The sequence below is a fragment of the Micrococcaceae bacterium Sec5.1 genome, assembly GCA_039636795.1.
Classification (GTDB): Bacteria; Actinomycetota; Actinomycetes; order Actinomycetales; family Micrococcaceae; genus Arthrobacter.
In genome coordinates this window covers 5,059,065-5,085,490 of record CP143430.1, presented here as the reverse complement: position 1 = coordinate 5,085,490, position 26,426 = coordinate 5,059,065, and the positions used below count along the sequence as shown (strand labels likewise).

Sequence of the window (26,426 nt, the reverse complement as noted above, 5' to 3'; positions counted from 1 at the left end):
TTCTGAATGAAATGGCATGCTGGGGTGGTGACCACAGACCCTGCTGCCGCGCCCGCTTTGATGACTGCCGCCGTCGACTCTGGAACGTTTAGTCTTCGGCGCGCTACCAAGGCCGATGTGCCGCGAATCCTTGCGTTGCTGGTGGATGACCAGCTGGGCGCTACCCGCGAAAATCTGGACGACCTTGCGCCGTACGAGCGTGCTTTTGAAATGATCGACGGCGACCCCGCGCACCTTTTGGTGGTGGGCGAACTCGGCGGGGAGGTCGTTGCCACTTTCCAGCTCAGCTATCTCCCAGGCCTGTCGCGCAGGGGATCGTTGCGTGCCCAGATCGAGGCGGTCCGTGTGGACGATGCGCTCCGCGGGCAGGGGGTGGGCGCGCTCATGGTCCAGTGGGCGATCGATCAGGCGCGGGCGCGGGGATGCTCCCTGGTCCAACTGACCACTGACAAGTCCCGCGCGGCTGCACATCGTTTCTACGAGCGATTGGGTTTTGTCGCTAGCCATGAGGGCATGAAACTAAAGCTTTGACCCGCTTACGCTTGACTCTTAGGTCACCTAACTATTAGGCTACCTAAATATGATGAGCACTTCGGCTTCCGACCCCCGGCTTCTCCATATCGCCCAGGAATTCCGCGAGTCTTTGCGGCTGGGCGTGTATATGTTTCGCCGCCTCGATCCGGAAGGTGAACTCACCGCAGCGCAGCTCAGCCTGCTCTCCATGATTTCCGACGGCGGACTCCGCGTAGGTGACATCGCCAAGAACCTGGGGATCAAGGTCCCCAGCGCCACGGAGCAGATCATCAAGCTCGAACGCTCAGGCCTCGTCAGCAGGCAGCCCGACGTCAACGATTCCCGCGCAGTCCAGGTGGTTATCACTAAAGCCGGGACCGCCGCCGTCGAATCTGCCAACCAGCGCCGAAACGCGATGGTGGCGGGGTTGCTCCAGGAGCTCAGCAGCGATGAAATCGAGCAGCTCGCCGCGGCGCTCCCTATCATCAGCAAACTCAACAGCTCATTCCAGAACTAATCAGAACTAAACGCACCGACAAGGAGCCCTTGAATGTCACGCCAACTGGCTGACGCTTCAGAAAGCGCCGAGACAACTACTGAAACCACCCTCGAAGCTGAAAAGGCTTCATTCCTCAAACAGCCGAAGGCCGTGTGGGCCACCGCGCTCGCAGCCGTATTCGCGTTCATGGGCATCGGACTCGTGGACCCGATCCTGCCGGCAATCGCCAAGAACCTGGACGCGTCCACCAGCGAAGTTTCCTTGCTCTTTACGAGCTACTTCCTGGTGACGGCGATTGCGATGTTGATCAGCGGCTTCGTGTCCTCGCGCATCGGCGGGAAGAAGACGCTACTGATCGGGCTGGCCGTGATCGTGGTGTTCGCATCGTTGTCCGGTTTGTCCGGCAGTGTTGAGCAGTTGGTGGGTTTCCGTGCTGGTTGGGGATTGGGTAACGCCCTCTTTGTCGCGACCGCCCTTGCCGTGATCGTTGGTGTGGCCAGTGGTGGCACCGGAACGGCAATCATTCTCTATGAAGCAGCGCTCGGCTTGGGTATCTCGCTTGGCCCGCTTCTTGGGGCATTATTGGGCGGCTGGCAGTGGCGTGCGCCCTTCTTTGGAACCGCGGTCCTCATGGCTGCCGCTTTCATCGCGCTGCTGGCTTTGCTTCCCAAGACACCCGCTCCCGCCAGGAAGTCACGTCTCAGGGATCCGCTCCTCGCGCTGGGACACAAGGGCCTCAGTACGACGGCGGCAAGCGCCCTGTTCTACAACTACGGCTTCTTCACCATCCTCGCCTTCACGCCGTTCATCCTCGGCATGGATGCATACGGCATCGGGGGAGTCTTCTTCGGTTGGGGCGTTGCCGTTGCCGTGTTCTCGGTGTTCGTGGCTCCCGTGCTGCAGAAGCGCTTCGGCGCCGTAAAGGTCCTGACCGGCACCTTGGCCGCGCTCATGCTCGACCTCATTGGGCTGGGACTTGCTGCCGGGCACTCGGTGACTGCCGTCGTCGTGCTTGTCATCGTGGCGGGTGCCCTGCTGGGCATCAACAACACGATTTACACCGAACTGGCCATGGGCGTCTCCGATTCTCCGCGACCCGTCGCATCCGCCGGCTACAACTTTGTGCGGTGGATGGGCGGTGCGCTGGCCCCGTTCGCCGCCGCCCAGCTGGGCGAGCACTTTGGGCCGCAGGTGCCCTTCTATGCCGGTGCCGTTGCCATGGTGATCGCGATTCTCATTGCCTTCGGAGGCCGCGGGTACCTGAGGTCGCACGAGCCGCACCTGGTGTAGTCGCGCCCTTAACCACGAAAAAGCCCGACGGAATCCGTCGGGCTTTTCGTGTTATTTCGGCTCGTTGGACGTGACCGGCAGCGGCGCTACCGGTGCGCCCTTGGGCACGAAGAGCGTCTCAGCCTGCTCCAGGGACATGCCGTTCGTCTCGGGAACCTTGAACATCACAAAGAAGAACGACGCCGCAGCGAACGCCGCGTACAAGGCGTACGTCAGTGGCAGCGAACCCGCCGCCATGATGGGGAAGCTGAGGGTGATGGCAAAGTTGGCGATCCATTGCGCGGCCGCCGCCAGTCCGAGCGCGCGGGCTCGGATCCGGGACGGGAAGATCTCGCCCAGCAGCACCCAGACGAGCGGGCCCCAGGAAGCACCGAAGCTGATGACGAAGACGTTGGCCGCCACGAGGGCAACCGGACCCCAAGCGCCGGGGAGGCTGATCTCGGAGCCCGTACCAACAGCGGAGGAGAAGGCCAACGCCATGACGCCGAGCGAGACAGCCATGCCGATGGAACCCGTCAGCAGGATCGGGCGGCGACCAATCCGGTCCACCAGAGCGATGGCTACGAGTGTCACCAGAATGTTGGTCACGGACGTGGCGACGGAGATGGTGAGGGAGTCCTTCTCTTGGAATCCGACCGCTTTCCACAGCGTGGTGGAGTAGTAGAAGATCACGTTGATGCCAACGAATTGCTGCAGCACCGACAGGATGATGCCGATCCACACCACTGCCTGCAGCCCGAATGTCTTGCCCCGCAGCGAGCCCTTCTTGGTGGACAGCTGGTCCTGCTGGATGGATTCGCGGATATCGCGGATGTGCCGTTCGGTATCGTCGTTGGGGATGAGGGTATCGAAAATTGTTCGAGCTTGGTCTTCCTTGCCGTTGAGCACCAGGAAATGCGGCGACTCGGGCAAACGGAACGCGATCCAGCCATACACGGCAGCCGGCACGGCGCATGCGATGAACATCCAGCGCCAGGCTTCCATCCCGAGCCAGAACGTGCTTCCGGCGCTGCCGGCCGAGTTGGCCAGGACGGCGTCGGACAGCAGTGCAGCAAAGATACCGGTCGTGATGGCGAGCTGCTGGAGCGATGCCAAGCGGCCTCGCACGTGCCGCGGGGAAATCTCGGAAATGTAGGCCGGTGCGATGACTGAAGCAAGGCCGATGCCCAAGCCCCCAACCAGGCGCCAGAAAATCAGGTCCCACACACCAAATGCCAGCCCTGTACCTATGGAGCTCACCAGGAACAGGAGGGCGCCGATCTTCATGGCCGGAATGCGGCCGTAGCGGTCGGCGACTTTGCCAGCCAGATAAGCGCCCAGCGCGCACCCCAGCAACGCGACGGCGACAGCAAAGCCCGTGACGGCCTCGCTCATCAGGAATTCGTCCTTCATGGCATCCACGGCACCGTTGACCACGGAAGAATCGAAGCCGAAAAGGAAGCCGCCCACCGCTCCAGCGACGGCCAGACCGATCACTTTCCTGGACACTGGGGGCACGCCTTTGGTGCTGGGATTGGACATGGATCTCCCTTGGGAATGGTGGTGTGGGATTCACGGTGCGGGACGTCGTCGGCTGTTCCGACGGGGACGCCGGTGCACACGCGCTACACAGTGTGGCACGCCATATCCGCCAAGTTCCAGTCAAGGTGATTCAGATGACGCCCATTCACTAAATGAACGCACCGATCCTGATTGGTGGCTGGGGGCGGGCTGGAAGGCTCTTGAGGTGACCCGGCAGGGCAAAAAGTGCGCGTTTGGCACCACTACTTGAACGCAGGGCACGGCGGCGGCAGGTGCGTCTAGGAGTCAAACACACGTGCCGCCGTCGGCCCCTTACGGGAGTAGAGGCGCGACGCTAGGAGAGCTCCTTCAGTGCCTCCGCCAGAAGGCTGCCCGGCTTGCCGAGCCGTGCGTGGACGCCGTGCGAGGCCACCAGTTCTCCAGCGATGATGACCTCGGTGACGTCGCTGGCTGTTGCGCTGAATGCCATCTGCAAAGGACGGGACCCGGCGGTGCGGGTGGACGCCGAATCAATAACCATGAGATCGCACACGGCGCCGACCTCAAGAGCGGATGGGGCAATCGGAGTAGCCATGGACCGGGCGGCTCCCTCCGTGGCGGCCCGCAGAAGTTCCTGCGGTGAGAACCTGCCCCGCTGGCCTGTGCCCAACCGTTCCCCGTGTTCCAACATGCGCATTTCAGTCCAGGGATCGATCACTGCGTGCTGGTCCGTGCCCAGTGCAATGGCTGCTCCGGCGTCGGCAAGCTGACGCGCCGGACCTATTCCGTCTGCGAGGTCGGCTTCCGTGCTGGGGCACATCACCACAGTGGCGCCAGCATTTCCGAGCAGGGCGATGTCTTCCTGCGTCAGATGCGTGGAGTGGACAGTGGAGAGCCTGTTGGAGAGGAGGCCGTGGCGTTCCAAAAGGCCCGCCGGCGTGGTGCCGTACGCCTCCAGGCAGGCTTGGTTCTCGGCAGGCTGTTCACTGAGGTGGATGTGAAGGGGAATGTCTGCGGGGAGCTGCCTGGCCACAACTTTCAGGTCCTCTTCGGGCACCGCCCGGACGGAGTGAAGGGCAGCGCCAACGCTGACAAGCTCCTGCGGAAAGTGCTCGGCAACGACCGTCCGGAGGGAGCTTAAGCGATCGAGCCAGGCGTGCACGTCCGGGTCCCCGAACCTTGCCTGTTCGGGATTGAGGGGTGTCCCGATTCCTCCTGCCAGATACAAGGTGTCCAGGAGAGTGAGGCGGATCCCGGCAGACATTGCCGCACGGGCCAGCGCCAGCTCCATGGCATGGGGTTCGGCGTAGGGCGCGCCGTCGGGTTGGTGGTGGACGTAGTGGAATTCGGCCACGCTGCTGAAGCCGGTAACCACCATTTCAGCAAAGACCGCAGTGGCGAGCTTCTCGTATTTCTCCGGCGTCAGCTCCGACGCGCTCCGGTACATCTGCTCCCGCCACACCCAGAAATCTCCCCGCCCATCATGGGTTCGTCCGCGCAGGACTCGGTGGAAGGCGTGGGAGTGGGCGTTGGCAGCCGCCGGGAAGGTGATCCCGGTCAGCCTCGTGTCATCGGGTTGTGGTTCAGTCTCAGTTGTAATGCTGGAGATCCGGCCGTTGTGCGTTTCGATCCGCACTCCAGCGGCAGCCGCCAGCGCAGTAGTGTCTGACTTGATGATGGCCGTTTCGCACCAGAACGTGGTCACAGGAGTCCCTCCAGAACGTCCGCGAGGGCAACGGTGCCTGCCGATGCGTCTTCGTCGGCCACATATTCTTCGGGTGAGTGTGAGATCCCGCTGGGGTTGCGGACAAAGAGCATGGCCGAGGGAACATATCCCGCCAACACCCCGGCGTCGTGCCCCGCGCCGGTTGCGAGTACGGGGGCTCCAGGCAGGAGCCCGCCGATGCGTCGGCTCAGCCCCGGGTCAAAGTGAACCGTGTCGCTGTAGGACTCTTCCGTGAGGGTTAGCGTGCACCCTTCGGCCGCGGCGACTTCCTGCGCCGTGCTGTAGATGGCTTCGATAAGGTGAGCGGTCACGGCGTCGTCGGGGTGGCGGGCATCAAGCCACAGATCGACGCGCGAGGCGATCACGTTGGTGCCACCCGGGACTGGAGACAAGCGGCCGACCGTGGCGCGGGCATCCGGTTGCTTGGCGGCGGTGTCGCGGACAGCGAGGACGATCCGGGCGGCAGCAACCATCGGGTCGGCCCGGTCAGCCATCAGGGTGGTGCCGGCATGGTTTCCTTGGCCGCTGACGCTGATCTTCCAGCGCCCGTGACCCAGGATCGAACTTCCGACGGCGATAGCCGGCCCGTCTTGTCCCAGTCCTTTGCCTTGTTCCACATGCAATTCAACGAAATCGCCGATTCGCGCCAAGGCCTTGGAGTCAGGGCCAACGTGCCGGGGGTCGAGGCCATTGTCCCGCGCGATGTCGGCGAAGGTGTTTCCGTCGGCGTCACGCAAGTTCAGCGCCTTGTTCACGTCAATGGCACCGGTGAGGAGCCGGGAACCCAGACAAGCCACGCCAAAGCGGGACCCTTCTTCTTCCGGGAAGACCGTGATGGCTAATGAGCGCGGCGCCTGAACTCCGCGGGATTTGAGGAGATCGACGGCGGCCAGAGCTGAAGCGACACCGAGGGGTCCATCGAAGGCGCCCCCACCGGGGACGGAATCGAGGTGGCTTCCGGTGACGAGGGCGCCATCCTGTGGTTCTCCCCACCAGGCCCAGATGATGCCGTTGCGATCTGTCTCGACGTCCAGGCCCCGTTGTTTGGCTTGCTCGATGAACCACTGCCTGAGATCGAGTTCGGGCGTTGAGTAGACGGCCCTGGAGTAGCCTCCGCGCACCGCATCGCGGCCCACATCCTGTATTGAGGCAAGGAGCTGATTGACGGTTTCCACGTGTTCCTCCGATTGATGAAGACTGCCACCAAGTAAAAACCAGATGCCACCACATGGCAAGGGTTCGCGCAACTATTAACAGGCCAGAAACATGCGGGTGCCTTAAAGGAGCAAGCAGCGTCTCAAATCCCGGAATGCCAAGTAATCTCCAGCAAAGCCTTGCCATCCGATGAAAATTGATTTTTACTTAGTGGCAAGACATGGTGATTTAGACCACTTGAAAGCAGGTCAGGCAGTGGCAGCAGATTCCTCCACCCGCACAGTCGAAAGGGCGTTGGCTCTCCTTAGCGCAGTCTGCACTGATGGCTCCATCAGCCTGAGTGACGCGGCGCGGGTGGTTGACCTTTCTGCCAGCACCGCGCTCCGCCTCCTTCGCACTCTGGAAGGCAGCGGCTTTGTGACACGCGATCCGGGCGGTAATTTTCGTCCGGGAGCCAGTGTCATCCAGCTGGGAGCCCTCGCCTTGGGACAGGAATCCCTGGTGTCGCTCTGCACTCCGCACATGAAGCGGCTCGTCGCGGAAACCGGCGAGTCCTGCTATTTGAGCATTCCCGGTCCTGGGGAAACCGGGATCTACATTGCCATCGTCGAAGGTACCCGCTCTGTCCGGCACACCAGTTGGGTCGGCAGGAGCATTCCCTTGGAAGGGTCCGCCGCTGGCAAAGTCCTCACGGGCGGACAGAATGGCCGCGGTTACGCCATCGTGCGGAGCGGCGTTGAAGACGACATCACTGCGGTTGCCGCGCCCATCGTGATCGGTGGCCGAACCGTGGCAGCCCTCAGCATCGTTGTTCCCAGTTACCGCTTGGACGAGGCGGAGGCCAAGACATTTGGCGAGGAACTGGTGAAGGTAGCGGACAACATCCTCGTGGAACCCGACGGAAACCATGAAGTGCCCCAGGAAAGCATGGAAGAGAAATGATCAAATTTGAAAATGTCACCAAGGCGTACCCTGACGGTACTGTCGCCGTCGATGGCCTCAACCTGGAGGCCCCGACCGGAAAGCTGACCATCCTGGTGGGCCCTTCCGGCTGCGGCAAGACCACCTCGCTGAGGATGATCAACCGCCTCATTGAACCCACCAGCGGCACCATCTACCTGGATGACCAGCCCACGTCCGGCATGGACGCAGCGTTGCTCCGCCGCCGGATTGGCTACGTCATCCAGCACGCAGGGCTCTTCCCGCACAAGAGCATCGTGGACAACGTCTCCACCATGCCGGTCCTCCTGGGCGAGAGCCGCCAGAAGGCGCGCACCAAGGCCCTGGAACTCATGGAGCGCGTGGGTCTGCCCGCGAGCTTCGCCAAGCGTTATCCGTGGCAGCTTTCCGGTGGCCAGCAGCAGCGCGTGGGTGTGGCCCGTGCACTGGCATCGGACCCGGCGTTCATGCTCATGGACGAGCCGTTCAGTGCGGTGGATCCTGTGGTGCGCGGGCAGTTGCAGGAGGAGTTCCTCCGCCTCCAGCGTGAGATCGGCAAGACCATCATCATGGTCACCCACGACATCGACGAAGCCCTCAAGCTCGGCGACCAGGTGGCCGTGATGCGCGTCGGCGGCAAGCTCGCCCAGATGGCAACGCCGTCGGAGCTCCTCACCTCGCCGGCGGATGAGTTCGTGGCTGACTTCGTTGGCCGTGACCGCGGTTATCGGTCCCTCGGCTTCACGAAGACCGCAGGCAGTGTGGCTATCGGTGAAGAAGCTGTGGTTCAGCTCGGTGCTTCCGGAGAAGAGGCCCGCGCCAAGGCGTCGGGTGCTTGGGTGTTGGTAGTCGACGGCGGTCGGAAGCCTCTCGGGTGGGCCCAGCCGGAGCTCCTGAACGGTGAGCTCAAGCGTGAAAACCTGAACCTCAGCGGTATCCCGGCAGCTGCCTCGGGAACGATGCGCCAATTGCTGGACGCCGCACTGTCCTCGCCCAGCCGCCGCGGTGTCGTCGTCAACGAGCACGGCGAGCTGATCGGAACCGTGACGGCCACCGACGTCGTCAAGGCCATCGAAGCTGAACCACACCTGGAGACGGCCCGATGAACTTTGAGTGGCTGGGCCGCCAGTTCGACAACATCGTTTTCCTGCTCGGCTGGCACGTCCTGCTGGCCGTCATCCCCTTGGTCCTTGGTCTGCTGATCGCCTTGCCGCTGGGCTGGTGGGCGCACCGGAGTCGTCGGATCTATCCGCTGCTGGTGGGCATCGCAGGGCTCCTCTACACCGTTCCCTCCCTGGCACTCTTCGTGCTCCTGCCACTCGTCCTCGGCACCAAGATCCTGGACCCGCTGAACATCGTGGCCGCGCTGACCATCTACACGGTGGCGCTGCTGGTGCGAGTCGTGGCAGATGCCCTGGATTCCGTCCCTGAAGACACCATCCAAGCTGCCAAGGCCATGGGATACCGCGGTTACCAGAGCCTGTTGAAGGTTGAGCTGCCGGTGGGCGTTCCCGTCATCTCCGCAGGCCTTCGCGTAGCCGCTGTGTCCAACGTCAGCCTGGTCTCCGTTGCCGCGCTGTTGGGTATCCCGCAGCTCGGCTCCCTGTTCACGCAGGGCTTCCAGCTCCGCTTCTTCACGCCGATCATCGCCGGCATCGTGCTCTGCGTGGTTCTGGCCATGATCCTGGACGGGCTGATCATCCTTCTCAACCGGTGGCTGACACCGTGGACCCCCAAGGTGGTGGCATCGTGAACTACTTGTTCGACCCCAAGCACTGGAGCGGCGCAGACGGCATCCCGACCTTGATCGGCGAGCACCTCCTGTACTCCCTGATCGCTCTGGCCATCGCTGCCGTTATCGCCATACCACTGGGCATCTACATCGGCGTAACCGGCAAGGGCGTGTTCATGATCGCCGGCCTGGCGAACGCGCTGCGTGCCCTGCCGAGCGTTGGCCTGCTGATCCTCCTGGTCCTGCTTATTTCACCAGCGTTCCCATCGAGGATGGGCTACATCCTGCCAAGCCTCATCGTGCTGGTCCTCCTTGCGGTGCCGCCTATCCTGACCAACACCTACGCCGGCGTGCGCGCAGTGGATGCTGCCGCCGTCGACGCCGCAAAGGGCATGGGCTTCCGCACCATGAAGATCCTTACGGATGTCCAGCTGCCGTGCTCCCTTCCGCTTGTTTTGTCCGGTGTCCGCAGCGCCCTGCTGCAGATTATCTCGACGGCGACCATCGCAGCGTACATTTCGCTTGGCGGCCTGGGCCGTCTCCTGATCGACGGCAAGGCCCAAAATGACTACAGCCAAATGGTCGCCGGCGCTGTCCTCGTAGCTTTGCTGGCCCTGTTCTTCGACCAGCTTCTCGCTTTCATCACCCGTCGCGTTGTCTCACCCGGACTGACACGGCGAACCATCAAGTCGGTTCCAGTAGCCGAACCCGTGAAGACCCCCGTCACGGTCTAACCAACACCCGGCGCTGCTTCCGGCGCACAAGTTTCACCTCCACCCACCCCCACCTGGCTGCTGCATGCCTTGTAAGCGCCATTTCAGGAGAGTTGACATGAAGAAGTACTTGACCGGTTTCACCCTTGCCGCCGTTGCGGCCATCACCTTGAGTGCCTGCGGCGGCGGGGACCCCATGAGCACATCCAACACTGCGGCAGCAGGAGGCTCCGGCGACAGCATCATTGTCGGTTCGGCTGACTTCCCCGAAAGCCAGTTGATCGCCAAGATCTACGCTGAGGCCCTCAAAGCCAAGGGCGTGAATGTCACCGAAAAGCCCAGCATTGGCAGCCGCGAAGTGACTGTCCCGGCTCTGAAGGACGGTTCCATTGACCTGATGCCGGAATACAGCGGATCACTTCTGCAATACCTGGATCCCACCACCAAGGCCTCCTCACCTGACGACGTCATCAAGGAGCTGGGCACCAAAATACCGTCGGGACTCACCCAGTTGACGGCGTCCAAAGCGCAGGACAACGACGTCCTGGCAGTGAAGAAGGAAACTGCCGACAAGTACAATCTGAAGACCATCGAGGATCTGCAACCTGTAGCCAAGGAGCTCGTCCTGGGCGGCCCACCGGAGTGGAAGACTCGTGTGAACGGTGTGGCGGGGCTGAAATCGGTCTATGGATTGGACTTCCAGGACTTCTCAGCGCTCGACGCCGGTGGTCCACTCACGCTAAACGCGCTCCTTTCCGGTCAGGTCCAGGCAGCTGATCTCTTCAGCACGGACCCGGCAATAGCTGAGAATCATCTGGTCACCCTCGAGGACCCGAAGAACCTCTTCGTGGCCCAGAACGTCTTTCCCATCATTAACGAGAAGAAGTCCTCAGACACCGTCAAGAGTGTGCTTGACAAGGTTTCGGCGGCATTATCCACCGAGGACCTTATTGAGATGAACGGCAGGACTGCCAAATTTGAGGATATGGGACAGATTGCCAAGGAATGGCTCAAGAGCAAGAACCTGGGCTAAACACGCCGCCCCCGTGGTTGCGCTGTCTTGCAGGATTTTTAGGAGTAAAGAATGACTGCCGATTTCACTACTGGTGCCCGTCCGGTTAAGGCCGCGCGGGGTACTGAGCTTACTGCCAAGTCGTGGCAGACCGAGGCGCCGTTGCGTATGTTGATGAACAACCTGGATCCTGAGGTCGCCGAGCGTCCGGATGATTTGGTGGTTTACGGCGGCACGGGCCGCGCTGTCCGGTCCTGGGCTGCGTTTGATGCGATCACCCGGACCCTGGAAACCATGGAGAAGGACGAGACCCTGCTGGTTCAGTCCGGCAAGCCGGTGGGTGTGTTCCGCACCCACGAGTGGGCTCCGCGCGTCCTGTTGGCGAACTCGAACCTCGTGGGCGACTGGGCTACGTGGCCGGAGTTCCGCCGTCTGGAGGCCGAGGGCCTGATGATGTATGGGCAGATGACGGCCGGGTCCTGGATTTACATCGGCACGCAGGGCATCCTGCAGGGCACGTACGAGACGTTCGCCGCGGTGGGTAACAAGCTGGGGGCCGCCAGGCAGAACACCGCCGGCCACCCGGCCCCCGCCACGGAAGACTCTACCGAGGGCCCCCTGGCTGGGACCCTGACCCTGACTGGTGGGTGTGGCGGGATGGGTGGTGCGCAGCCGCTGGCCGTGACGTTGAATGATGGTGCGTGCCTGATCGTGGACGTGGACGAGACCCGCCTGCGCCGCCGCGCCGGCAAGCGCTACCTGGATGAGGTCGAAACGGATCTGGATGCCGCGATCGCGAAGGTCCAGAAAGCCAAGGCCGAACGCCGTGGCTGGTCCGTGGGGTATGTGGGCAACGCCGCCGAGGTGTTCCCGGAACTGCTGCGCCGCCACAAGGCCGGGGAAGTGACCTTTGATGTGGTCACCGACCAGACATCCGCGCATGATCCGTTGTCGTACTTGCCGGAGGGCATCACCGTGGCGGAGTGGCACACCGAGGCCGCGGCGGATCCGGAAGGGTTCACCAAGAAGGCCCAGGCGTCCATGGCCCGTCAGGTCCAGGCGATGGTGGAGTTCCAGGACGCCGGCGCCGAGGTGTTCGATTACGGCAACTCGATCCGTGACGAGGCACGCAAGGGCGGGTATGACCGGGCGTTTGAGTTCCCGGGCTTCGTTCCGGCGTATATCCGTCCGTTGTTCTGCGAGGGCCTGGGCCCGTTCCGCTGGGTTGCCCTGTCCGGGGACCCGGAAGACATCGCCGTGACGGACAAGGCCATCAAGGAACTGTTCCCGGAGAACACGCACCTGCACAAGTGGCTGGACGCCGCCGCGGACCGGGTGGAGTTCGAGGGCCTGCCGGCCCGTATTTGCTGGCTCGGGTACGGCGAACGCGCCAAGGCCGGGTTGTTGTTCAACCAGCTGGTGAAGGAGGGCAAGGTCAAGGCCCCGATCGTGATCGGCCGTGACCACCTGGACTCCGGTTCGGTCGCGTCCCCGTACCGGGAGACCGAGGCCATGGCCGACGGGTCCGACGCGATTGCTGACTGGCCGTTGCTGAACGCCCTCCTGAACACCTCCTCCGGCGCTACCTGGGTCTCGATCCACCACGGCGGCGGTGTCGGTATCGGCCGGTCACTGCACGCCGGGCAGGTCTCCGTCGCCGACGGCACCGACCTCGCCGCGGAGAAACTCGAACGGCTCCTGACCAACGACCCCGGCATGGGCGTCATCCGCCACGTCGACGCCGGCTACGACCGCGCCGTCGAAGTCGCCAACGAACGCGGCGTCCGCATCCCCATGCTCCCCACGAGCCCCCTCACCTCGCAAGCTCGGTCAGGGAACCCTGCTCGCGTGGCCCCAGAATCGCAAGCAACAGAAAAGTAGCCCACCCAAACCCAACTAGGTCGCAGCAGATGTCGTTTTGAGGGCTGAAAACGGTATCAACTGCTACCTGGTTGGGGGAGGACATCCGAATTCAAGAAAGGATCATCATGGTCGAGATCGACGGACGCCGACTTGGGCTTGCCGAGATCGTGGCAATTGCAGTGGGCGGCGAGAAGGTGGTTCTGGCTCCGTCGGCGATCGAACGGATGGCTGCCTCGCAGCGATCAGCCCGCGCAACGGCTCGGACACGGCCGGTTTATGGGCGCTCCACTGGTGTGGGGGCCAACCGCTCCGTGACCCTGGATACATCGGATGCGTCCGCCGACCTGCATGGACTCAACTTGCTTCGGAGCCATGCGGTGGATGCCGGCCGAGTCTTTGACCGCGAAACGGTGAGGGCCATGCTCGTGGTCAGAGCGTCCCAGCTGGCGGCCGGGGCTTCCGGGATTAACCCGGCCCTTGCCGAGGCTGTCGTGCAGATGCTGAATGCAGATACTTTGCCGGAAGTGCGGGAATTCGGCGCTATTGGCACAGCAGACCTTCCTGCTCTTGCCGGAACGGCGCTAACACTCCTGGGTGAGCGTCCCACGATGGATGGCACACGAGTACCCATCGCATTGGATTCCTGGCCCACAGAAGACGCGCTTCCCTTCATCAGTTCCAGTGCCCTCACCATCGGGCAAGCCATCCTTGCGCACCAGAAGCTGCTCACGATGATGGAGAACCTGACCACCATCAGTGCTATGTCGTTCACGGCCATGTCCGGAAATCCGGAAGCGTTCAGCCCCGAAGTCGCAAAGGCCACTGAGTCGGACGCCATGGCTGATGTCGCTGCAACCCTGCAGGAATTGGTGGCTGGATCCGGCAAGCCCGCAAGGATTCAAGATCCGTACTGTCTGCGCATGTTGCCGCACTCTCTGGGGGCGGTCATGGAGGAACTCGAGTCGCTGAGGATCACTCTGGAGCGCTTGGCCGTAGCGGGCCATGAGAACCCCATGGTCTTTGGCTCAGTGGAAGAGGGCACTAATGGTGTCGCACACCATGGCCTGTTCCATATGTCCACACTGGCCCGGCGCATCGACGCCCTGCAGTTGGCCGTTGGCGCAGCGTGTACCACGACACTTGGCCGGATCACCCGTCTTAGCGATCCCACTTTCACTGGTCTCCACCGATTCCTGGCAGGCAATGATGCGGGCCAGTCCGGTGTCATGATGCTGGAATACGTCGCCGCTGCAGCGGTAGGCCGTATTCGCGCCAACGCCCAGCCAGTAAGCCTGCAAACCGTGAACCTCTCCTTGGGCGCCGAGGAAGATGCAAGCTTCGCAACTCTGGGTGCTGCGCAGCTGGAGTCCACAGCGCACGCGCTGGCCACGGTAGCCGGCGTCGAGCTTGTTTGTGCGTCACGGGCGCTTCGCGCGCAAGGCAGGCGTCCGGAGGAATTCAGTAGCCGCAGGCTCCGAGCCATGATGGAGGCAGGCTTCACCTTGCCATCCGACGTTCAGGACCGCGACTTGCGGGATGACCTTGAGCAGGCCCAGCGCCTTGTCGGGGAGTCTTACTGATCCACAGGCTCGGAACGACACCGACTTCGAATAACAATGGCCAAAGCAATAACGGCAGGCGGTCCGAGGACTGTCTGCCGTATTGTTTTGGAGCGGTGACGTCTAGTGGGCGGGGACGGATTCCTTGGCTGCTGCCTTCGGGTCCATGAGCTTCTTGTTAGGCAACGCGAAGCTGATGAGGAAGGCGACGAGCATCAGGCCAGCTGCCGTGAGCATCACAGTGTCAATTGACTGTGCGAAGCCCTCGGTGATGGGCCTGGTGAGTGTGCTGTTGGCTGCGTGAAGCCAGCTGGTGTCGTTCAGGGAATCGTTGTTTGCGCCATTCTTGAAGAAATCGAAGAGCTTCGCATTCGCGGGATCTGCCGCCACGGCCGGATCCTTCATGACCGCTTGGTAGTCCGGGCTGGAAGCAGCGGTCTTCATGCCATCGGCGATCTTGTCCGCGGCCAGGCTGAACAGCATGGAGATGAACACGGCCGTGCCCACAGCTCCACCCATGGAACGGAAGAATGCCGCCGTGGAGGTTCCGACGCCCATGTCCTTCGGCGGCACCGATACCTGCATGGCGAGTGTCAGCGGCTGCATGCAGAAGCCCAAGCCAACGCCGAAGAACACGGCAATGAGTCCGGGAACCCAGAGACCCGTGTCGACCCCCAGCACCAGGCCCATGACGAGTGCGGCTCCAGTCAGGATTGCCGTACCCAGGATGGGGAAGATCCGGTAAACGCCCGACGACGAGATGGTGCGCCCGGCGCTGATGGAACCGAACAGGATGCCCACGGTGAACGTGATCATCATGAGCCCGGCTTCGGTGGGGGTGAGGCCCTTCACCAGCTGCAAGTACATGGGGAGCATGGCAATGGCGCCGAACATGCCGATGCCGATGATGAAGTTCAGCAAGGATGACAAACCGAAGGTTGCGTTCTTAAAGAGACGCAAGGGGATCAGCGCATAGTCCCCGGCCCGCATCTCTGCGAACAAGAAGGCCACGATGCCAACGACGCCAAGGCCGTAGCAGATCCAGGATGAACCCGATGCCCAGCCCCAGGACCGGCCCTGCTCAGCGACAAGAAGAAGCGGAACGATTGCCAGGGTGATCGCTGCCGCGCCCCAATAGTCGATCTTCTGCTTCACGTGCCGCGCAGGCAGGTGAAGGAACATAAAGACCACGGTGAGCGCCGCTAGGCCAATGGGAAGGTTGATGAAGAATACCCAGCGCCAGCCGTCGAAGCCCAGGATGGTCGATGTTCCCGCAAAAGCTCCGCCGATGACGGGGCCAAGGACGGAAGAGATACCGAATACGGACATGAAGTAGCCCTGGTACTTGGCCCTGTCCTTCAAAGCAACGATGTCGCCGATGATGGTCAGCGCCAGTGCCAAAAGGCCACCTGCGCCAAGGCCCTGAACGCCGCGGGCGATCGCAAGCTCCGTCATGGAATGGACAGACCCGGCATAGAGCGATCCGGCCAGGAAGATCAGGATGGCTGCCAGGTAGAGCGGACGGCGTCCGAAGATGTCGCTGAGCTTGCCATAGAGCGGCGTACTCACAGTAGAAGTGATGAGGTACGCGGTAGTGGCCCAGGCCTGGAGTGACAAGCCGTCAAGGTCATTGGCGATGGTGTAGATGGACGTCGACACAATGGTCTGGTCCAGTGAGGACAGGAACATGCCGAGCATGAGTCCCACCATGACGGTGAGCGTCTGACGATGCGTCAGGACCTCGCCGGCGGCCCGGACGGGCGCAGATTTGGACATATCTTCTCCAGAGGTGGCAGAAAAGTGGATTTTAAGCAGGATAGTTGCTTTCAGTAACTATCCTAATGCCTGTTTGATTCCCGGAAGAAGAATGTTTCTTGAACAACCTTCGTAAGTCGGCCAGTCCCCGGGGTCAGCGCTCCACGAGAATGCCATCCGGATCGCTGTAGATCATTACACCGGGTTGGATCCTCACGCGGTCAATCACCAGCTGGACATCAACCTCACCTACACCCGTCTTTGCGCTCTTCTTCGGGTTGCTGCCCAGCGCCTTGATGCCGAGTGGCAGGCGCGCAAGGGCTTCTCGATCCCTGACGGCTCCGTTAATAATCACACCTGCCCAACCATTGGCTACCGCGCTTTCAGCGATCATGTCTCCCATGAGGGCAGTCCTGAGTGATCCCTGACCATCAACCACCAGGACGGCTCCTTCGCCGGGCGTGCCAAGGACGGTCTTCACCAGCGCGTTGTCCTCGAAGCACCTGATGGTACGTACCTGTCCGCTGAAGTGGGTGTGACCGCCCAGGTTCTGGAATTGGACTGCAACTGATTCCAATTCCTCGCCCCGATCGTCATAGAGATCAGCCGTATTAATCTGCTCGCTCATGTCCTTCTCCTCCATACGTTTGAGGCCACACTAACGCGTGCGCCACGTGAGCGGCACGGGCACGTCGTGGGCTATGTGGATAACTGAGCTGAACTTCGGTTCCATGCCCTTCACCCGCGCTAATCTGAATCCAGACGTTCAATCTAGGGGGAACCTGCCATGAGCCTGTCCGACCTGCCTGGTCCTGTACCGGACCCCGCCATAGTCCGGGGCGGCACGGCCACAGCTCTCGCCGAACCAGTGGACCGGGTCCGCACCCTGTGGATTACTGGCGTCGTGCTCATCAACGTGGGCATCAATGCGGCATTCTTCGGCCCCATCCAGGTACTCCTTGGGCAGCAGGCGGCGCACTTTGACGAAGCCCAAAAAGAAGCGATCCTCGCTCTGGTCACGGGCTGCGGCGCTGCCGTCTCTTTGGTGGCCAACCCCTTGTTCGGCGCTTTCAGTGACAGGACTGTGTCCCGCTTCGGACGCCGCGTTCCGTGGGTCCTCGTGGGAGCGATCCTAGGGGCAGTGGCACTCGTAGGACTGGCGGGAGCGCCGAACGTCGCAGTCATGACGGTGCTGTGGTGCTTGGTGCAGACCGGGTGCAACGGCGCTTACGCTGCCATCACGGCGGCGATTCCAGACCGCGTTCCAGTGCCCCAACGCGGCACTGTCGGTGGTTTGGCAGCCATGGGACAAACAGTTGGCATCCTGGCAGGCGCGGTGATTGCCGCCGTCGTGGCTGGAAACTTTGCCGCAGGCTACCTGGTGTGTGCAGCGGCGCTGCTGGCCGGCGTCGTGCTTTATCTGTTCAAGAATGACGACCAGCCGCTTCCAGCCCAGGCGCGTCCACCGTTCAGTCTTGTGCGTTTTTTCCAAGGCTTCTGGGTCTCCCCGAAACGCTACCCGGATTTCGCCTGGGCATGGCTCACGCGCTTGCTGGTGAATATTGGCAACCACATGGTCACGCTCTATCTGCTGTTCTTCCTCAGCGATGCCGTGCACGTGAAGGAAACCGAGGGCATCGAACCTGCGTTCGGAGTGCTTATCCTGACCGGTCTTTACGCGGTGATGGTCATCATCACCAGCGTGATCGGCGGAACATTGAGCGACCGGATGGGCAAGCGGAAGCCTTTGGTCATCGCGTCGTCCGTGATCATCGCTATAGCGTCATTGATTCTCGGGTTTGCGCCGACGTGGGCCGGCGCCATTACGGGCGCGATTGTCCTGGGCATCGGTTTTGGAGCCTATCTGGCCGTGGACTTCGCCCTGATCACCCAGGTCCTGCCGACTGCATTGGACCGTGGCCGAGACCTGGGTGTGATCAATGTGGCGAACTCGCTGCCGCAGGTGGTTGCCCCGCTGATTGCTTTCCCGTTTGTCACGTACTGGGGCGGCTACGTCTCGCTGTACGTAGCCGCCGCCGTCATCGGGCTGCTGGGTGCGGTGTTCGTAGTGAAGATTAAGAGCGTTGTCTAGAAGACGGCGGTGAAGTTGCCCCAACCCCAACCGACTACAGAGGAAGCCTTCCACCGATAGCCGTAGATGCCGGAGTGGCGTATGCCCGAGGTATCGCCCAGATACATTGTCAGGCGGCCGGCGCTGTCGATTCCGTAGACATCGGAGTCTCCGTCCCCGTTGAAGTCACCGGCTACGCCGATGCGTGCCACTGATTCCCAGCCCCAACCGATGGAGCCAGCAAAACCACCAGGCAGGCCATATTCTTCAAACCACCCGTTTCGTTGTGTGGTTCGCACTTCCAGGTTTCCCCAGAAAGGGCGGGTGAGAACAACAAGGTCCGAAGTGCCAAGGAAATGTCCGGCACCGACGACATAGTAGCTTTCCCACCCCGGCCCAATCTTGTATGGGGAGAGCCATCCACCCCGACCGTTCCCCGGATAGAGGAAAAGATTGCCCGAGTTGTCTTTCGCCAGGATGTCGTTTGTGCCGTCTCCGTTGAAGTCGCCGGGCGCCACAAGGTCCTTGAATCCCTGCCACCCCTGGCCGACCTGGAAAGCCTTCTTCCACCCTCCCGAACCATTTCCTTGGTAGAGGAAAAGCCGTCCCTGGGCGTCCCGCGCCATGACGTCCACTGTGCCGTCGCCGTCGAAATCACCGGGAGAGACCAACAGGTCGAAGTTGTTCCAACCCCAACCGATCACTTGGGTTGCCTGCCAATTACCGTGTCCGTCCGTGGGGTAGAGCAACAAACGGCCGGAGGAGTCACGGGCGAAGATATCAAGTGTGCCGTCCCCATTGAATCCGCGGGCGCGCGCCGCTGCCGCAACCCGCAACGGGTTGGCTGCCTGGACAGTGAGTTGCGAGTCGGCGTCGTAGACGATGGTAACGCTCGCAGCTATTACGCGTCCCAAATCAGCTGATGTGGCGAGATACGTTAGGCCACTTGCTCCAGGAATCACCACTCCATCCCTGGTCCAGGAGTAAGAAACGGACGGAGTCCCTCCCTCAGGTGAAACATGGGCAAACGTCTGCGAGATGTCCACCTTTAGCAAACCGCCGACGGTTGGATCGCCGCCCAGTTGGGGTGTGCCGTTGATATATACCAAGCGGGAAGGCACTCCAACCGCCGCTATGGAACCATGTGCAGGCAGGGCCGGAGCCACAAGAAGACCCGCCACCAGGGACGCGGTCAGGATTGACAGTAAACGGCGCAGCCGTGGCGCGACGTTGGGTGAAGGAGTACAGGGCTCCAAGAAATCCTCCAAGAGATGGGTTGGATGAGATCCAACCGGCGGTAGTAAGGGTCATGCAGTGCTAAAGAAGGGACCCCGCCCAATCAATCCGGTCGGGGCCCCTTCCAACGAGATAAAGCCCTAGAAGACAGCGTTGAAGCCGCCCCAGCCCCAGCCAACTACAGCGGAGCCCTTCCAGCCGCCTGAGCCGTTGCCGTAGTACATGCGCATCTGACCCGAGGTGTCGATGCCCCAGACGTCGTTGGCGCCATCTCCGTCGAAGTCCCCAGCGCCGCCGAGCTTGGTGATGGCGTTCCAGCCCTGGCCGATCACACGGCTGGTGGTCCAGCCGCCATGGCCATTGCCACCGTAGAAGACGAGGTTTCCGGCGCCGTCGCGGGCCAGCACATCAGGCTTGTGGTCGCCGTCGAAATCACCCGGGGAGAACACCGAAGTCATGCCGCCCCATCCCCACCCAATCGTCGAAGCAGCCAGGAATCCGCCTTGGCCGTTGCCCGGGTACAGCACGAGCTCACCGGAAGCCTTGCGGGCAAGGAGGTCGTTGTTGCCGTCTCCACTAAAGTCGCCTGCCGCGAAGATGGTGCTGAAGATTCCCCAACCCCAACCGATCTGTTGTCTCGGGTACCAACCGCCGTGCCAGCCGGCTGGATAGAGGAAGAGCGAGCCGGCGCTGTCACGGGCGATCACGTCATTCTCGCCGTCGTTGTTGAAGTCGCCGGCAGCGAACATCGTGTTGAAGATATTCCACCCCGAGCCGACTTCATATGCCTGCTGCCACGTGCCATTTCCACCGGTGGGGAACAAGCCGAGGCGGCCCCAGGAGTCCCGGACGAACAGGCTCATCGTGTACGAATCCCAATACTCGGCGCGGTAGAAGCCGGACGTGTGGGGACGATCGATGTCTACGGGAGTCACGTAGTTGAAGTCCAAGGCATCCAAGGCCACAGCCGCAGTTCCGGACGAGGGGAGGTTGCCGGGGTTGTGGATCAAGGAACCGTCGCGCCAGTAGCCAACTTCCTGACCAGCGGCGGTTTGAATCTGCATGTACTGGGCAAGGTATGTTCCCGGCGGGGTCCCCTGTGCAAAGAAGACGTCGAACGAGTACGTCGAATCAGCGGTGCTGTACGAGCCCTGCGTCATCGTCGTGTGGAGTTTACCCGTTGCTGTATTCCGGAACAGGACGTACACGTCGGTAATCGGACCGGATGCCTGGAAGGTAACGTGTGATGTTGCCTGCCCTCCACCGCTGATCGCGTCTGGCGTCGTGGAGACCGCTACAGGTACCGGTGCGAACGTGTCATCGGCATGGGCTGCGGGTGCCAAACCCAGCCCGCCGACCAAAATAACGCTGCCCATAAATGCGGCCAGCCAGCTGCGCACGCGGCGCAGAGGAGTGCTCCCCATGGTTCCCCCAAATCAGGCCGGTCGCAGATGGCCGGCGCGTGTAAGTGACTTGAGAGTACATGGAGACACCGACAGTCTGGGAATTTGCTGGCAAAAATTCAAGCAAAAGACAAGTCAAGCCGAAAACGCAACCAAAATCGGCTTAGAAAACCGCCGTGAACCCGCCCCAGCCCCAGCCAACAACTCCGGCGCCTTTCCATCCTCCGATGCCGCTGCCGTAGTACACGTTCAGTTGGCCGGCGGCGTCGATGGCCCAGACGTCGTTGAAGCCATCTCCGTTGAAATCGCCGGCCCCACCAATGCGGGACATGACGTTCCAGCCTGTGCCAATGGACCGGGCGGTTGTCCATCCGCCGTTGCCGTTGCCACCGTAGAGCCGCAGGTTTCCGGTGCTGTCGCGGCCCAGGACGTCAGGGTTGCCGTCGCCGTCGAAGTCCCCGGGCGAGAAGACCTGGCTGAGGGCGTCCCACCCTTGGCCCACGGCGCCGGGGGCTTTGAAGCCGCCCGTGCCGTTGCCGGGGTACAGCACCAAGGCGCCCAAGGGAGTGCGGGCGAGGACATCGTTGTTGCCGTCGCCGGAGAAGTCGCCTGCGGCGATGATGGAATCGAAGACGTCCCAGCCCCAGCCGATTTGCTTGCGTGGAAGCCAGCCGCCAGTCCCGTTGCCCGGGTACAGGAAGAGTGACCCATCGTGATCCCTGGCGATGACGTCATTGAAACCGTCTCCGTCAAAGTCGCCCGCGTTGAAGACGATATCGAACACGCCCCAACCAAAGCCGATAGTCCGGGGAGTTTGCCAGTGGCCAGCGCCGTCAGTGGGGTACAGGAGCAGGTCCGCCGCAGCATTCCGCGCGAACAGGTCCATGGAGGCCCCGGCGTCGAAACCTGCCGTGTGCGGCTTGTTCCGAATCACGGTGCGGCCGAAAACCGTAAACGGGCGGGTGGCCGTCACTGGATTGCCAGCTTGGGCTACTGCCCGGAACCCAACGACGGCGCCACGATCCGCCGCCTGAAGGGTGTATGTCTTCGTCGTCGCACCGCTGATCACCGTACCGTTGCGCACCCATTCATACCTGACGCTTACGGGCCCGCCGACTGTCCCACTGGAAACACTGCCCTCGTTGAAGACGCCGGTGAGCTTCTCGCCCACGATCAGCTTGCCCTGGAGGGTAGGAGCGGTTGCTGTGATGGGTGACGTGGGAGTCAGAGGGAGCGACGACGCCGAGACAGCCCGGTAGCCTGCCCGCGTGGCCGTGACCCGTACTGACAGCGTCTGGTCCAGGTCTGCTTCTGCGATGCGGTAAGTGTTGAGTGTGGCTCCAGGGATCGGCTGGCCATTGCGCAGCCACTGGTAGGCGAAGCCGGTGGGCGTTTGGGTCCAAGAGCCGTTGTCCGTGGTCAACACTTGGTCGTAGCGGGCTACGCCGGTGATGGTTGGCGGCTTGATATTTGGATTGTCCACCAGCGGGAAATTGGGATTGTTGACGGCGAAGTCGACGCCGTCCAAGGCCCCCGGCCGCTGGGTTGGTGCTTCCAGCCCCTGCGAAAGGAAGAGGATGTTGCCGTCGCGGCCGTAGCGGACAACCCCCTGACCCAAGGGGAGCAGGATGTTGACGCTGAGGAGTTTGTAGCGCCCGGTTCGCTGGAAGGCGCTCCCGTCCACGGGCACTTTGGCTTGCGCGCTGTAGGGCCCGGACAGCTGGCTGGTAGGTCCGTAGAGGGTGGCCTGCTCCAAGGTGTCTTCATTGACGTAGGTGAAACCTACTTCCTTCGCGGGACCGCTCAGGGTGAAGGACAAAGAGATAACACTCCCGGGACCCACCGTGGCCGGCGAAGTACGGGTGACCACCGTGGGAAGCGGCACGTTTGGTCCCGCAGCCGTAGCGCTGGGAGGCGGGATTGCAATTGCCAGCGCAGAGCACAGGAGGATGGCTAGAAGGATGTGAAAACCCGTCCGTACCGAACGCACAAAAGCCGAATGCACAAAAGCCGCCGGCCGCACGGAAGAAAAAGTCGTCATTGTATCCCCCAATCCCTAGAACAAGGCGTTAAACCCGCCCCAACCCCAGCCGATGGTTTGGGCGCCGTTCCAGCCGCCGTCGCCGTCGCCGTAGTAGGCCAGCAGCTGGCCGGATCCGTCCACTGCATAGACGTCTACATTGCCGTTACCGTCGATGTCGCCGGCGGCGCCAATGGCTGCCATGCCGTTCCAACCCTGCCCAATCACGGCCATGCCTGCCCAGCCGCCAGCTCCATTGCCCTTGTACAGGCGCAGGGCACCTGAGGTGTCGCGAGCCAGGATGTCCACGTTGTGGTCGCCGTCAAAGTCGCCGGGCGTGACGATCTTGTTGACCACGTTCCAGCCACTGCCGATGACGGACCGAGTGAGCCAGCCGCCGTCGCCGTTTCCGGGGTAGAGGTAGAGCAGACCGCCGGAGTCGCGGGCGAGGATGTCGTTGTTGCCGTCCCCGTTGAAGTCGCCAGGGGAGACTATCGAGTTAAAGACGTTCCATCCCGCGCCTATTTGGCGGCCTGCGGAGAACCGGCCATCTCCGGTTCCTGCGTAGAGGAAGAGGTTCCCTGCCGAGTCCTTGGCGAGGATGTCGTTGTTGCCGTCCCCAGTGAAGTCGCCGGGGGAGAGGACGGTCCCAAAACCATTCCAGCCGGGTCCAACGGTCCGGGCGGATTCCCAGGCCCCGCCAACGCGGGGATACAGCATGAGGGTGCCGTCTGCGCGGCGGGCAAGCAATTCGAAGGTGCCACGACCGGTGAAGCCGTTGGCCCGGTTGGAGGCGGAGATCTCTACAGTCTCGGCGCTGCCAACTTCCATGGGGTCACAAGGATAGTTCGAGGCGACGTAAGCGGCGATGGTCTTGCCGCGGTCCTCTTCGGTGAGCCTGTAATTCCACCACTCCGTGTGGTCGTCAGCGTGCTCGCCGTCACGGGTCCAGTAGATGTGGTAGTCGGGGCCAGCGGCCTGGCCGCAGCCCCGGTAGGAAGCAGGATCGATCTCCACGCTGAGCGTGGAGCCAACAAACGGCGCACCGTGAACCACGGGATCTGTGGGGTCCATGGTTGCCATGGCAGGTGCCGGGGCGAAAGCCACGGCGGCAATAAGCGCGGCCGCAATCCCGGCTACCGCTCGGCGCACGCCTGATGCACGGCATGATAGAGCGTTCATTGTGTCCTCCCCAGACTTATGCGGCTAATCTTACCGCGGCTGGGACTCAGCTAGAAGATTGCTGTGAAGCCGCCCCAGCCGCTGCCCACCACCTGGGATGTGCGCCATCCCGTCCGGCCATCGCTGTAATAGATCACCAGGCGGCCCTGCTGGTCCACGCCGTAAACGTCCGGGAAGCCATCCTTGTCGAAATCACCGGCGGCGCCAGCGGCTTTGAGGACGTTCCAGCCGACGCCAACCAGCCACGACCGCGTCCAGCCACCCGCCCCATTGCCGCCATAGAAATACAGGTAGCCACTGCGGTCGCGCGCCAACACGTCCACCTTGCCGTCGCCGTTAAAATCGCCAGGCGTCAGCAGGGCGTCCATCACCTGCCAGCCCTGCCCGACGGCGGTCCTCGCCAGCCAGCCTCCGGAACCATTGCCGGGGTACAAATAGAGGGCGCCGCCAGGTTCCCTGGCCAGGATGTCGTTGTTGCCGTCCCCATTGAAGTCGCCGGGGCTGACGATTGAGTCGAAAATGTTCCAGCCCTTGCCGATGGTCTGGGCCGGCTTCCAACCACCGGTTCCGTCGCCGGCGTAGAGATAAAGAGTGCCTGCAGCATCCCGTGCGATCACGTCGCTCTTGCCATCACCGTTGAAGTCGCCAGGGGAGAGGACGAGGTTGAAGACGTTCCACCCCCAGCCCACGGTGCGGGCGGCATCCCATGCGGCGCCCGTCCTCCCGTACAGCATCAACGAGCCGTCGCTTCCACGCGTCAGGAGTTCGAAGCTGCGGCCCGTGAATCCGTTGGCCCGGTTGGGCGCGGCGACGGGTCCGGTCTCGTCGCTGTGGAGGGTTTCACCTCCGCAGGCGGTTTTGCTGGCGGTCAGGTGCACGGCCATCCGCGCGCCCGTGTCATCCTGCTGCAGGAGGTAGCTGCGCCCGGTTTCGCCCGCCACGAGGAAGCCGTCCCTTGTCCAGTAGACGGTGAAGTCCGGGCCCTTTCCGCCGCCGCAGCCATAGAAGGTATACGGGCCGATTTCGGTTGTTAGCGTCTTGCCAACAAACGCATCGCCGATGACTACGGGGTCCGGCCCGTTGCTGGACGCGCCCGACGCCGGCAGGGGGCTCAGTGCCACCGCCGCCACAGCGGCGGTCAGTAGCGCCGCTGCCATCCGACGTCGAAAATTCCCCATAGTGGTCTTCCTCCCGTGCGTGCCAACCCAACTGAGTCGCCGTTGATGCCGTTTTGAGGGCCCAGAACGAGCTGATCTGCGACTCAGTTGTTTGTCCGTAATCTTCCTGCAGTGTATGTGTGGCACCCGCCCTTTCCCGGGAGCGGCATGGGATGCGTTCAAAGCGGGGCGCTCTCAGGAAACGGTCATTTTGCTCACGTATCATTGATGCGATCGGCCTGCCGCGGGTCCTGTGACCCAAGCCGGCCGTTTCCTTGCCAGCCTGCCAAGAGATCGCCGGAAATGCCCGAACCGTTTTCCCTGGAACCGTACTCCCTTGATCTGACGACGGGGTTGCCCCGTATGGCTGCCGCACCGACCACGCCGCGGCAGCAGCTGCGCTATGCCCGCATCCTGAAGACAGCGGCGGGCTTTGCCCAACGTCAGTTCGACACCTTGAGTTTGTCGGACGTTGCCGCCAAAGCGGACGTCCCGCTGGGCACGCTTTACCGCTACTTCCCCTCCACAGCGCACCTGATGTTGGCCGTCTACCGGCAGCAGTTGCGCGAGCTTCGCGACGGCGTGCGCCAGAGGAAGGGCAAGGGCCATGCTTTGTCAGGTCTGATGATGGAGATCTTCCACCTGAGGGTCATGCAGCCCGGGGTGGAGCACTGCCTGATCCGGCCTGCCGGCAAGGATAGCGATACGGCCCAGCTGCTGCGGGAGATTGACCTCCTGTCCGAAGAAGTTGTGGGTTCCTTGAGCAAAGAGCCGGGAAATGACGCCCCGAAGGCCAGGATTCTGTTGCATCTGGTCAGTGGTCTGGTCCAGGCCGTCCGGTGTCGTCGCTTGTCGCTCTTTGAAGCCGAAAAGGACCTCAAGAAGGCGTGCAGCCTGCTGACCGGAGAATGACGATATAGGTCTTCCGGTCTAGACCACCGGCTCTTGAGAATGCGTTTTTTCGCGTGAGCTGGATCACTTTTGAATCTGCCCAAACGTTTTACTCTCGAATCGTCTCTCTTGGTATTGAATCTTGTACCCTCCACGCTTCCCTACGCTGGAAGTACCGAAGCGGCTAGCAGCCCATACCTGCAGATGCAC

The 26,426-nt window shown here is 62.3% G+C and carries 22 protein-coding genes; 12 read left to right on the top strand and 10 right to left on the bottom strand.

Going from position 1 to position 26,426, the window contains the following annotated elements:
* Window positions 1–6: 6 nt before the first annotated feature.
* Genes VUN82_23255 through VUN82_23245 form a run of 3 tightly spaced genes read left to right on the top strand, consistent with a single transcriptional unit; the run spans window position 7 to window position 2,302 of the window.
* Entirely contained in the window at window positions 7–531 is a 525-nt protein-coding gene (locus tag VUN82_23255) for a GNAT family N-acetyltransferase (GenBank protein XAS71954.1), read from the top strand.
* Between the two features lie 49 nt (window positions 532–580).
* Window positions 581–1,030, top strand: a complete 450-nt coding sequence (locus tag VUN82_23250) for a MarR family transcriptional regulator (GenBank protein ID XAS71953.1) — start codon at window positions 581–583, stop codon at window positions 1,028–1,030.
* Window positions 1,031–1,063: 33 nt separating this feature from the next.
* Complete coding sequence (locus VUN82_23245) at window positions 1,064–2,302, top strand: MFS transporter (protein ID XAS71952.1); 1,239 nt, start codon at window positions 1,064–1,066, stop codon at window positions 2,300–2,302.
* Between the two features lie 51 nt (window positions 2,303–2,353).
* Here VUN82_23245 and VUN82_23240 read toward each other — a convergent pair whose 3' ends face one another.
* From VUN82_23240 to VUN82_23230, 3 genes are all read right to left on the bottom strand, one after another.
* Window positions 2,354–3,823, bottom strand: a complete 1,470-nt coding sequence (locus VUN82_23240; GenBank protein ID XAS71951.1) for a sugar porter family MFS transporter — start codon at window positions 3,821–3,823, stop codon at window positions 2,354–2,356.
* A gap of 334 nt (window positions 3,824–4,157) precedes the next feature.
* Window positions 4,158–5,507, bottom strand: coding sequence for a formimidoylglutamate deiminase (locus VUN82_23235; GenBank protein XAS71950.1), 1,350 nt, complete (start codon window positions 5,505–5,507; stop codon window positions 4,158–4,160).
* Window positions 5,504–6,703: an allantoate amidohydrolase gene (locus tag VUN82_23230; GenBank protein ID XAS71949.1), complete on the bottom strand. Its 1,200-nt coding sequence runs from the start codon at window positions 6,701–6,703 to the stop codon at window positions 5,504–5,506. Before VUN82_23230 ends, VUN82_23235 begins: the two co-directional genes overlap by 4 nt.
* A gap of 235 nt (window positions 6,704–6,938) precedes the next feature.
* Between VUN82_23230 and VUN82_23225 the strand changes: the two genes are divergently transcribed.
* From VUN82_23225 to VUN82_23195, 7 genes are all read left to right on the top strand, one after another.
* On the top strand, window positions 6,939–7,625 hold the full coding sequence (locus VUN82_23225) for an IclR family transcriptional regulator (protein ID XAS71948.1): 687 nt from the start codon (window positions 6,939–6,941) through the stop codon (window positions 7,623–7,625).
* A complete protein-coding gene (locus VUN82_23220; protein XAS71947.1) occupies window positions 7,622–8,728 on the top strand; it encodes an ATP-binding cassette domain-containing protein in 1,107 nt (368 codons plus the stop codon). The genes VUN82_23225 and VUN82_23220 overlap by 4 nt, the downstream gene beginning before the upstream one ends.
* Window positions 8,725–9,375 (top strand): ABC transporter permease, encoded by a 651-nt coding sequence (locus VUN82_23215; GenBank protein XAS71946.1) that lies wholly within the window; start codon window positions 8,725–8,727, stop codon window positions 9,373–9,375. The genes VUN82_23220 and VUN82_23215 overlap by 4 nt, the downstream gene beginning before the upstream one ends.
* On the top strand, window positions 9,336–10,088 hold the full coding sequence (locus VUN82_23210) for an ABC transporter permease subunit (protein XAS71945.1): 753 nt from the start codon (window positions 9,336–9,338) through the stop codon (window positions 10,086–10,088). The genes VUN82_23215 and VUN82_23210 overlap by 40 nt, the downstream gene beginning before the upstream one ends.
* A 97-nt stretch (window positions 10,089–10,185) precedes the next feature.
* Window positions 10,186–11,100 (top strand): ABC transporter substrate-binding protein, encoded by a 915-nt coding sequence (locus VUN82_23205; GenBank protein XAS71944.1) that lies wholly within the window; start codon window positions 10,186–10,188, stop codon window positions 11,098–11,100.
* A 51-nt stretch (window positions 11,101–11,151) separates the two neighbouring features.
* Entirely contained in the window at window positions 11,152–12,960 is a 1,809-nt protein-coding gene (locus tag VUN82_23200) for a urocanate hydratase (GenBank protein XAS71943.1), read from the top strand.
* A gap of 107 nt (window positions 12,961–13,067) precedes the next feature.
* Window positions 13,068–14,522 (top strand): aromatic amino acid ammonia-lyase, encoded by a 1,455-nt coding sequence (locus tag VUN82_23195; GenBank protein XAS71942.1) that lies wholly within the window; start codon window positions 13,068–13,070, stop codon window positions 14,520–14,522.
* 102 nt (window positions 14,523–14,624) lie between these two features.
* Here VUN82_23195 and VUN82_23190 read toward each other — a convergent pair whose 3' ends face one another.
* Entirely contained in the window at window positions 14,625–16,277 is a 1,653-nt protein-coding gene (locus tag VUN82_23190) for an MDR family MFS transporter (protein ID XAS71941.1), read from the bottom strand.
* A gap of 133 nt (window positions 16,278–16,410) precedes the next feature.
* Entirely contained in the window at window positions 16,411–16,884 is a 474-nt protein-coding gene (gene rraA, locus VUN82_23185) for a ribonuclease E activity regulator RraA (protein ID XAS71940.1), read from the bottom strand.
* A gap of 159 nt (window positions 16,885–17,043) precedes the next feature.
* Between rraA and VUN82_23180 the strand changes: the two genes are divergently transcribed.
* A complete protein-coding gene (locus VUN82_23180; GenBank protein ID XAS71939.1) occupies window positions 17,044–18,348 on the top strand; it encodes an MFS transporter in 1,305 nt (434 codons plus the stop codon).
* Here VUN82_23180 and VUN82_23175 read toward each other — a convergent pair.
* From VUN82_23175 to VUN82_23155, 5 genes are all read right to left on the bottom strand, one after another.
* Complete coding sequence (locus VUN82_23175; protein XAS71938.1) at window positions 18,345–19,583, bottom strand: FG-GAP-like repeat-containing protein; 1,239 nt, start codon at window positions 19,581–19,583, stop codon at window positions 18,345–18,347. The genes VUN82_23180 and VUN82_23175 overlap by 4 nt on opposite strands.
* A gap of 120 nt (window positions 19,584–19,703) precedes the next feature.
* Window positions 19,704–20,987, bottom strand: a complete 1,284-nt coding sequence (locus tag VUN82_23170) for a VCBS repeat-containing protein (protein ID XAS71937.1) — start codon at window positions 20,985–20,987, stop codon at window positions 19,704–19,706.
* 142 nt (window positions 20,988–21,129) lie between these two features.
* Window positions 21,130–22,851, bottom strand: coding sequence for an FG-GAP-like repeat-containing protein (locus tag VUN82_23165; protein XAS71936.1), 1,722 nt, complete (start codon window positions 22,849–22,851; stop codon window positions 21,130–21,132).
* Between the two features lie 171 nt (window positions 22,852–23,022).
* On the bottom strand, window positions 23,023–24,168 hold the full coding sequence (locus tag VUN82_23160; protein ID XAS71935.1) for a VCBS repeat-containing protein: 1,146 nt from the start codon (window positions 24,166–24,168) through the stop codon (window positions 23,023–23,025).
* Between the two features lie 50 nt (window positions 24,169–24,218).
* On the bottom strand, window positions 24,219–25,346 hold the full coding sequence (locus VUN82_23155) for a VCBS repeat-containing protein (protein ID XAS71934.1): 1,128 nt from the start codon (window positions 25,344–25,346) through the stop codon (window positions 24,219–24,221).
* A 282-nt stretch (window positions 25,347–25,628) separates the two neighbouring features.
* Here VUN82_23155 and VUN82_23150 point away from each other — a divergent pair, with 282 nt between their 5' ends.
* A complete protein-coding gene (locus VUN82_23150; protein XAS71933.1) occupies window positions 25,629–26,237 on the top strand; it encodes a TetR/AcrR family transcriptional regulator in 609 nt (202 codons plus the stop codon).
* The last annotated feature ends 189 nt before the right edge of the window (window positions 26,238–26,426 follow it).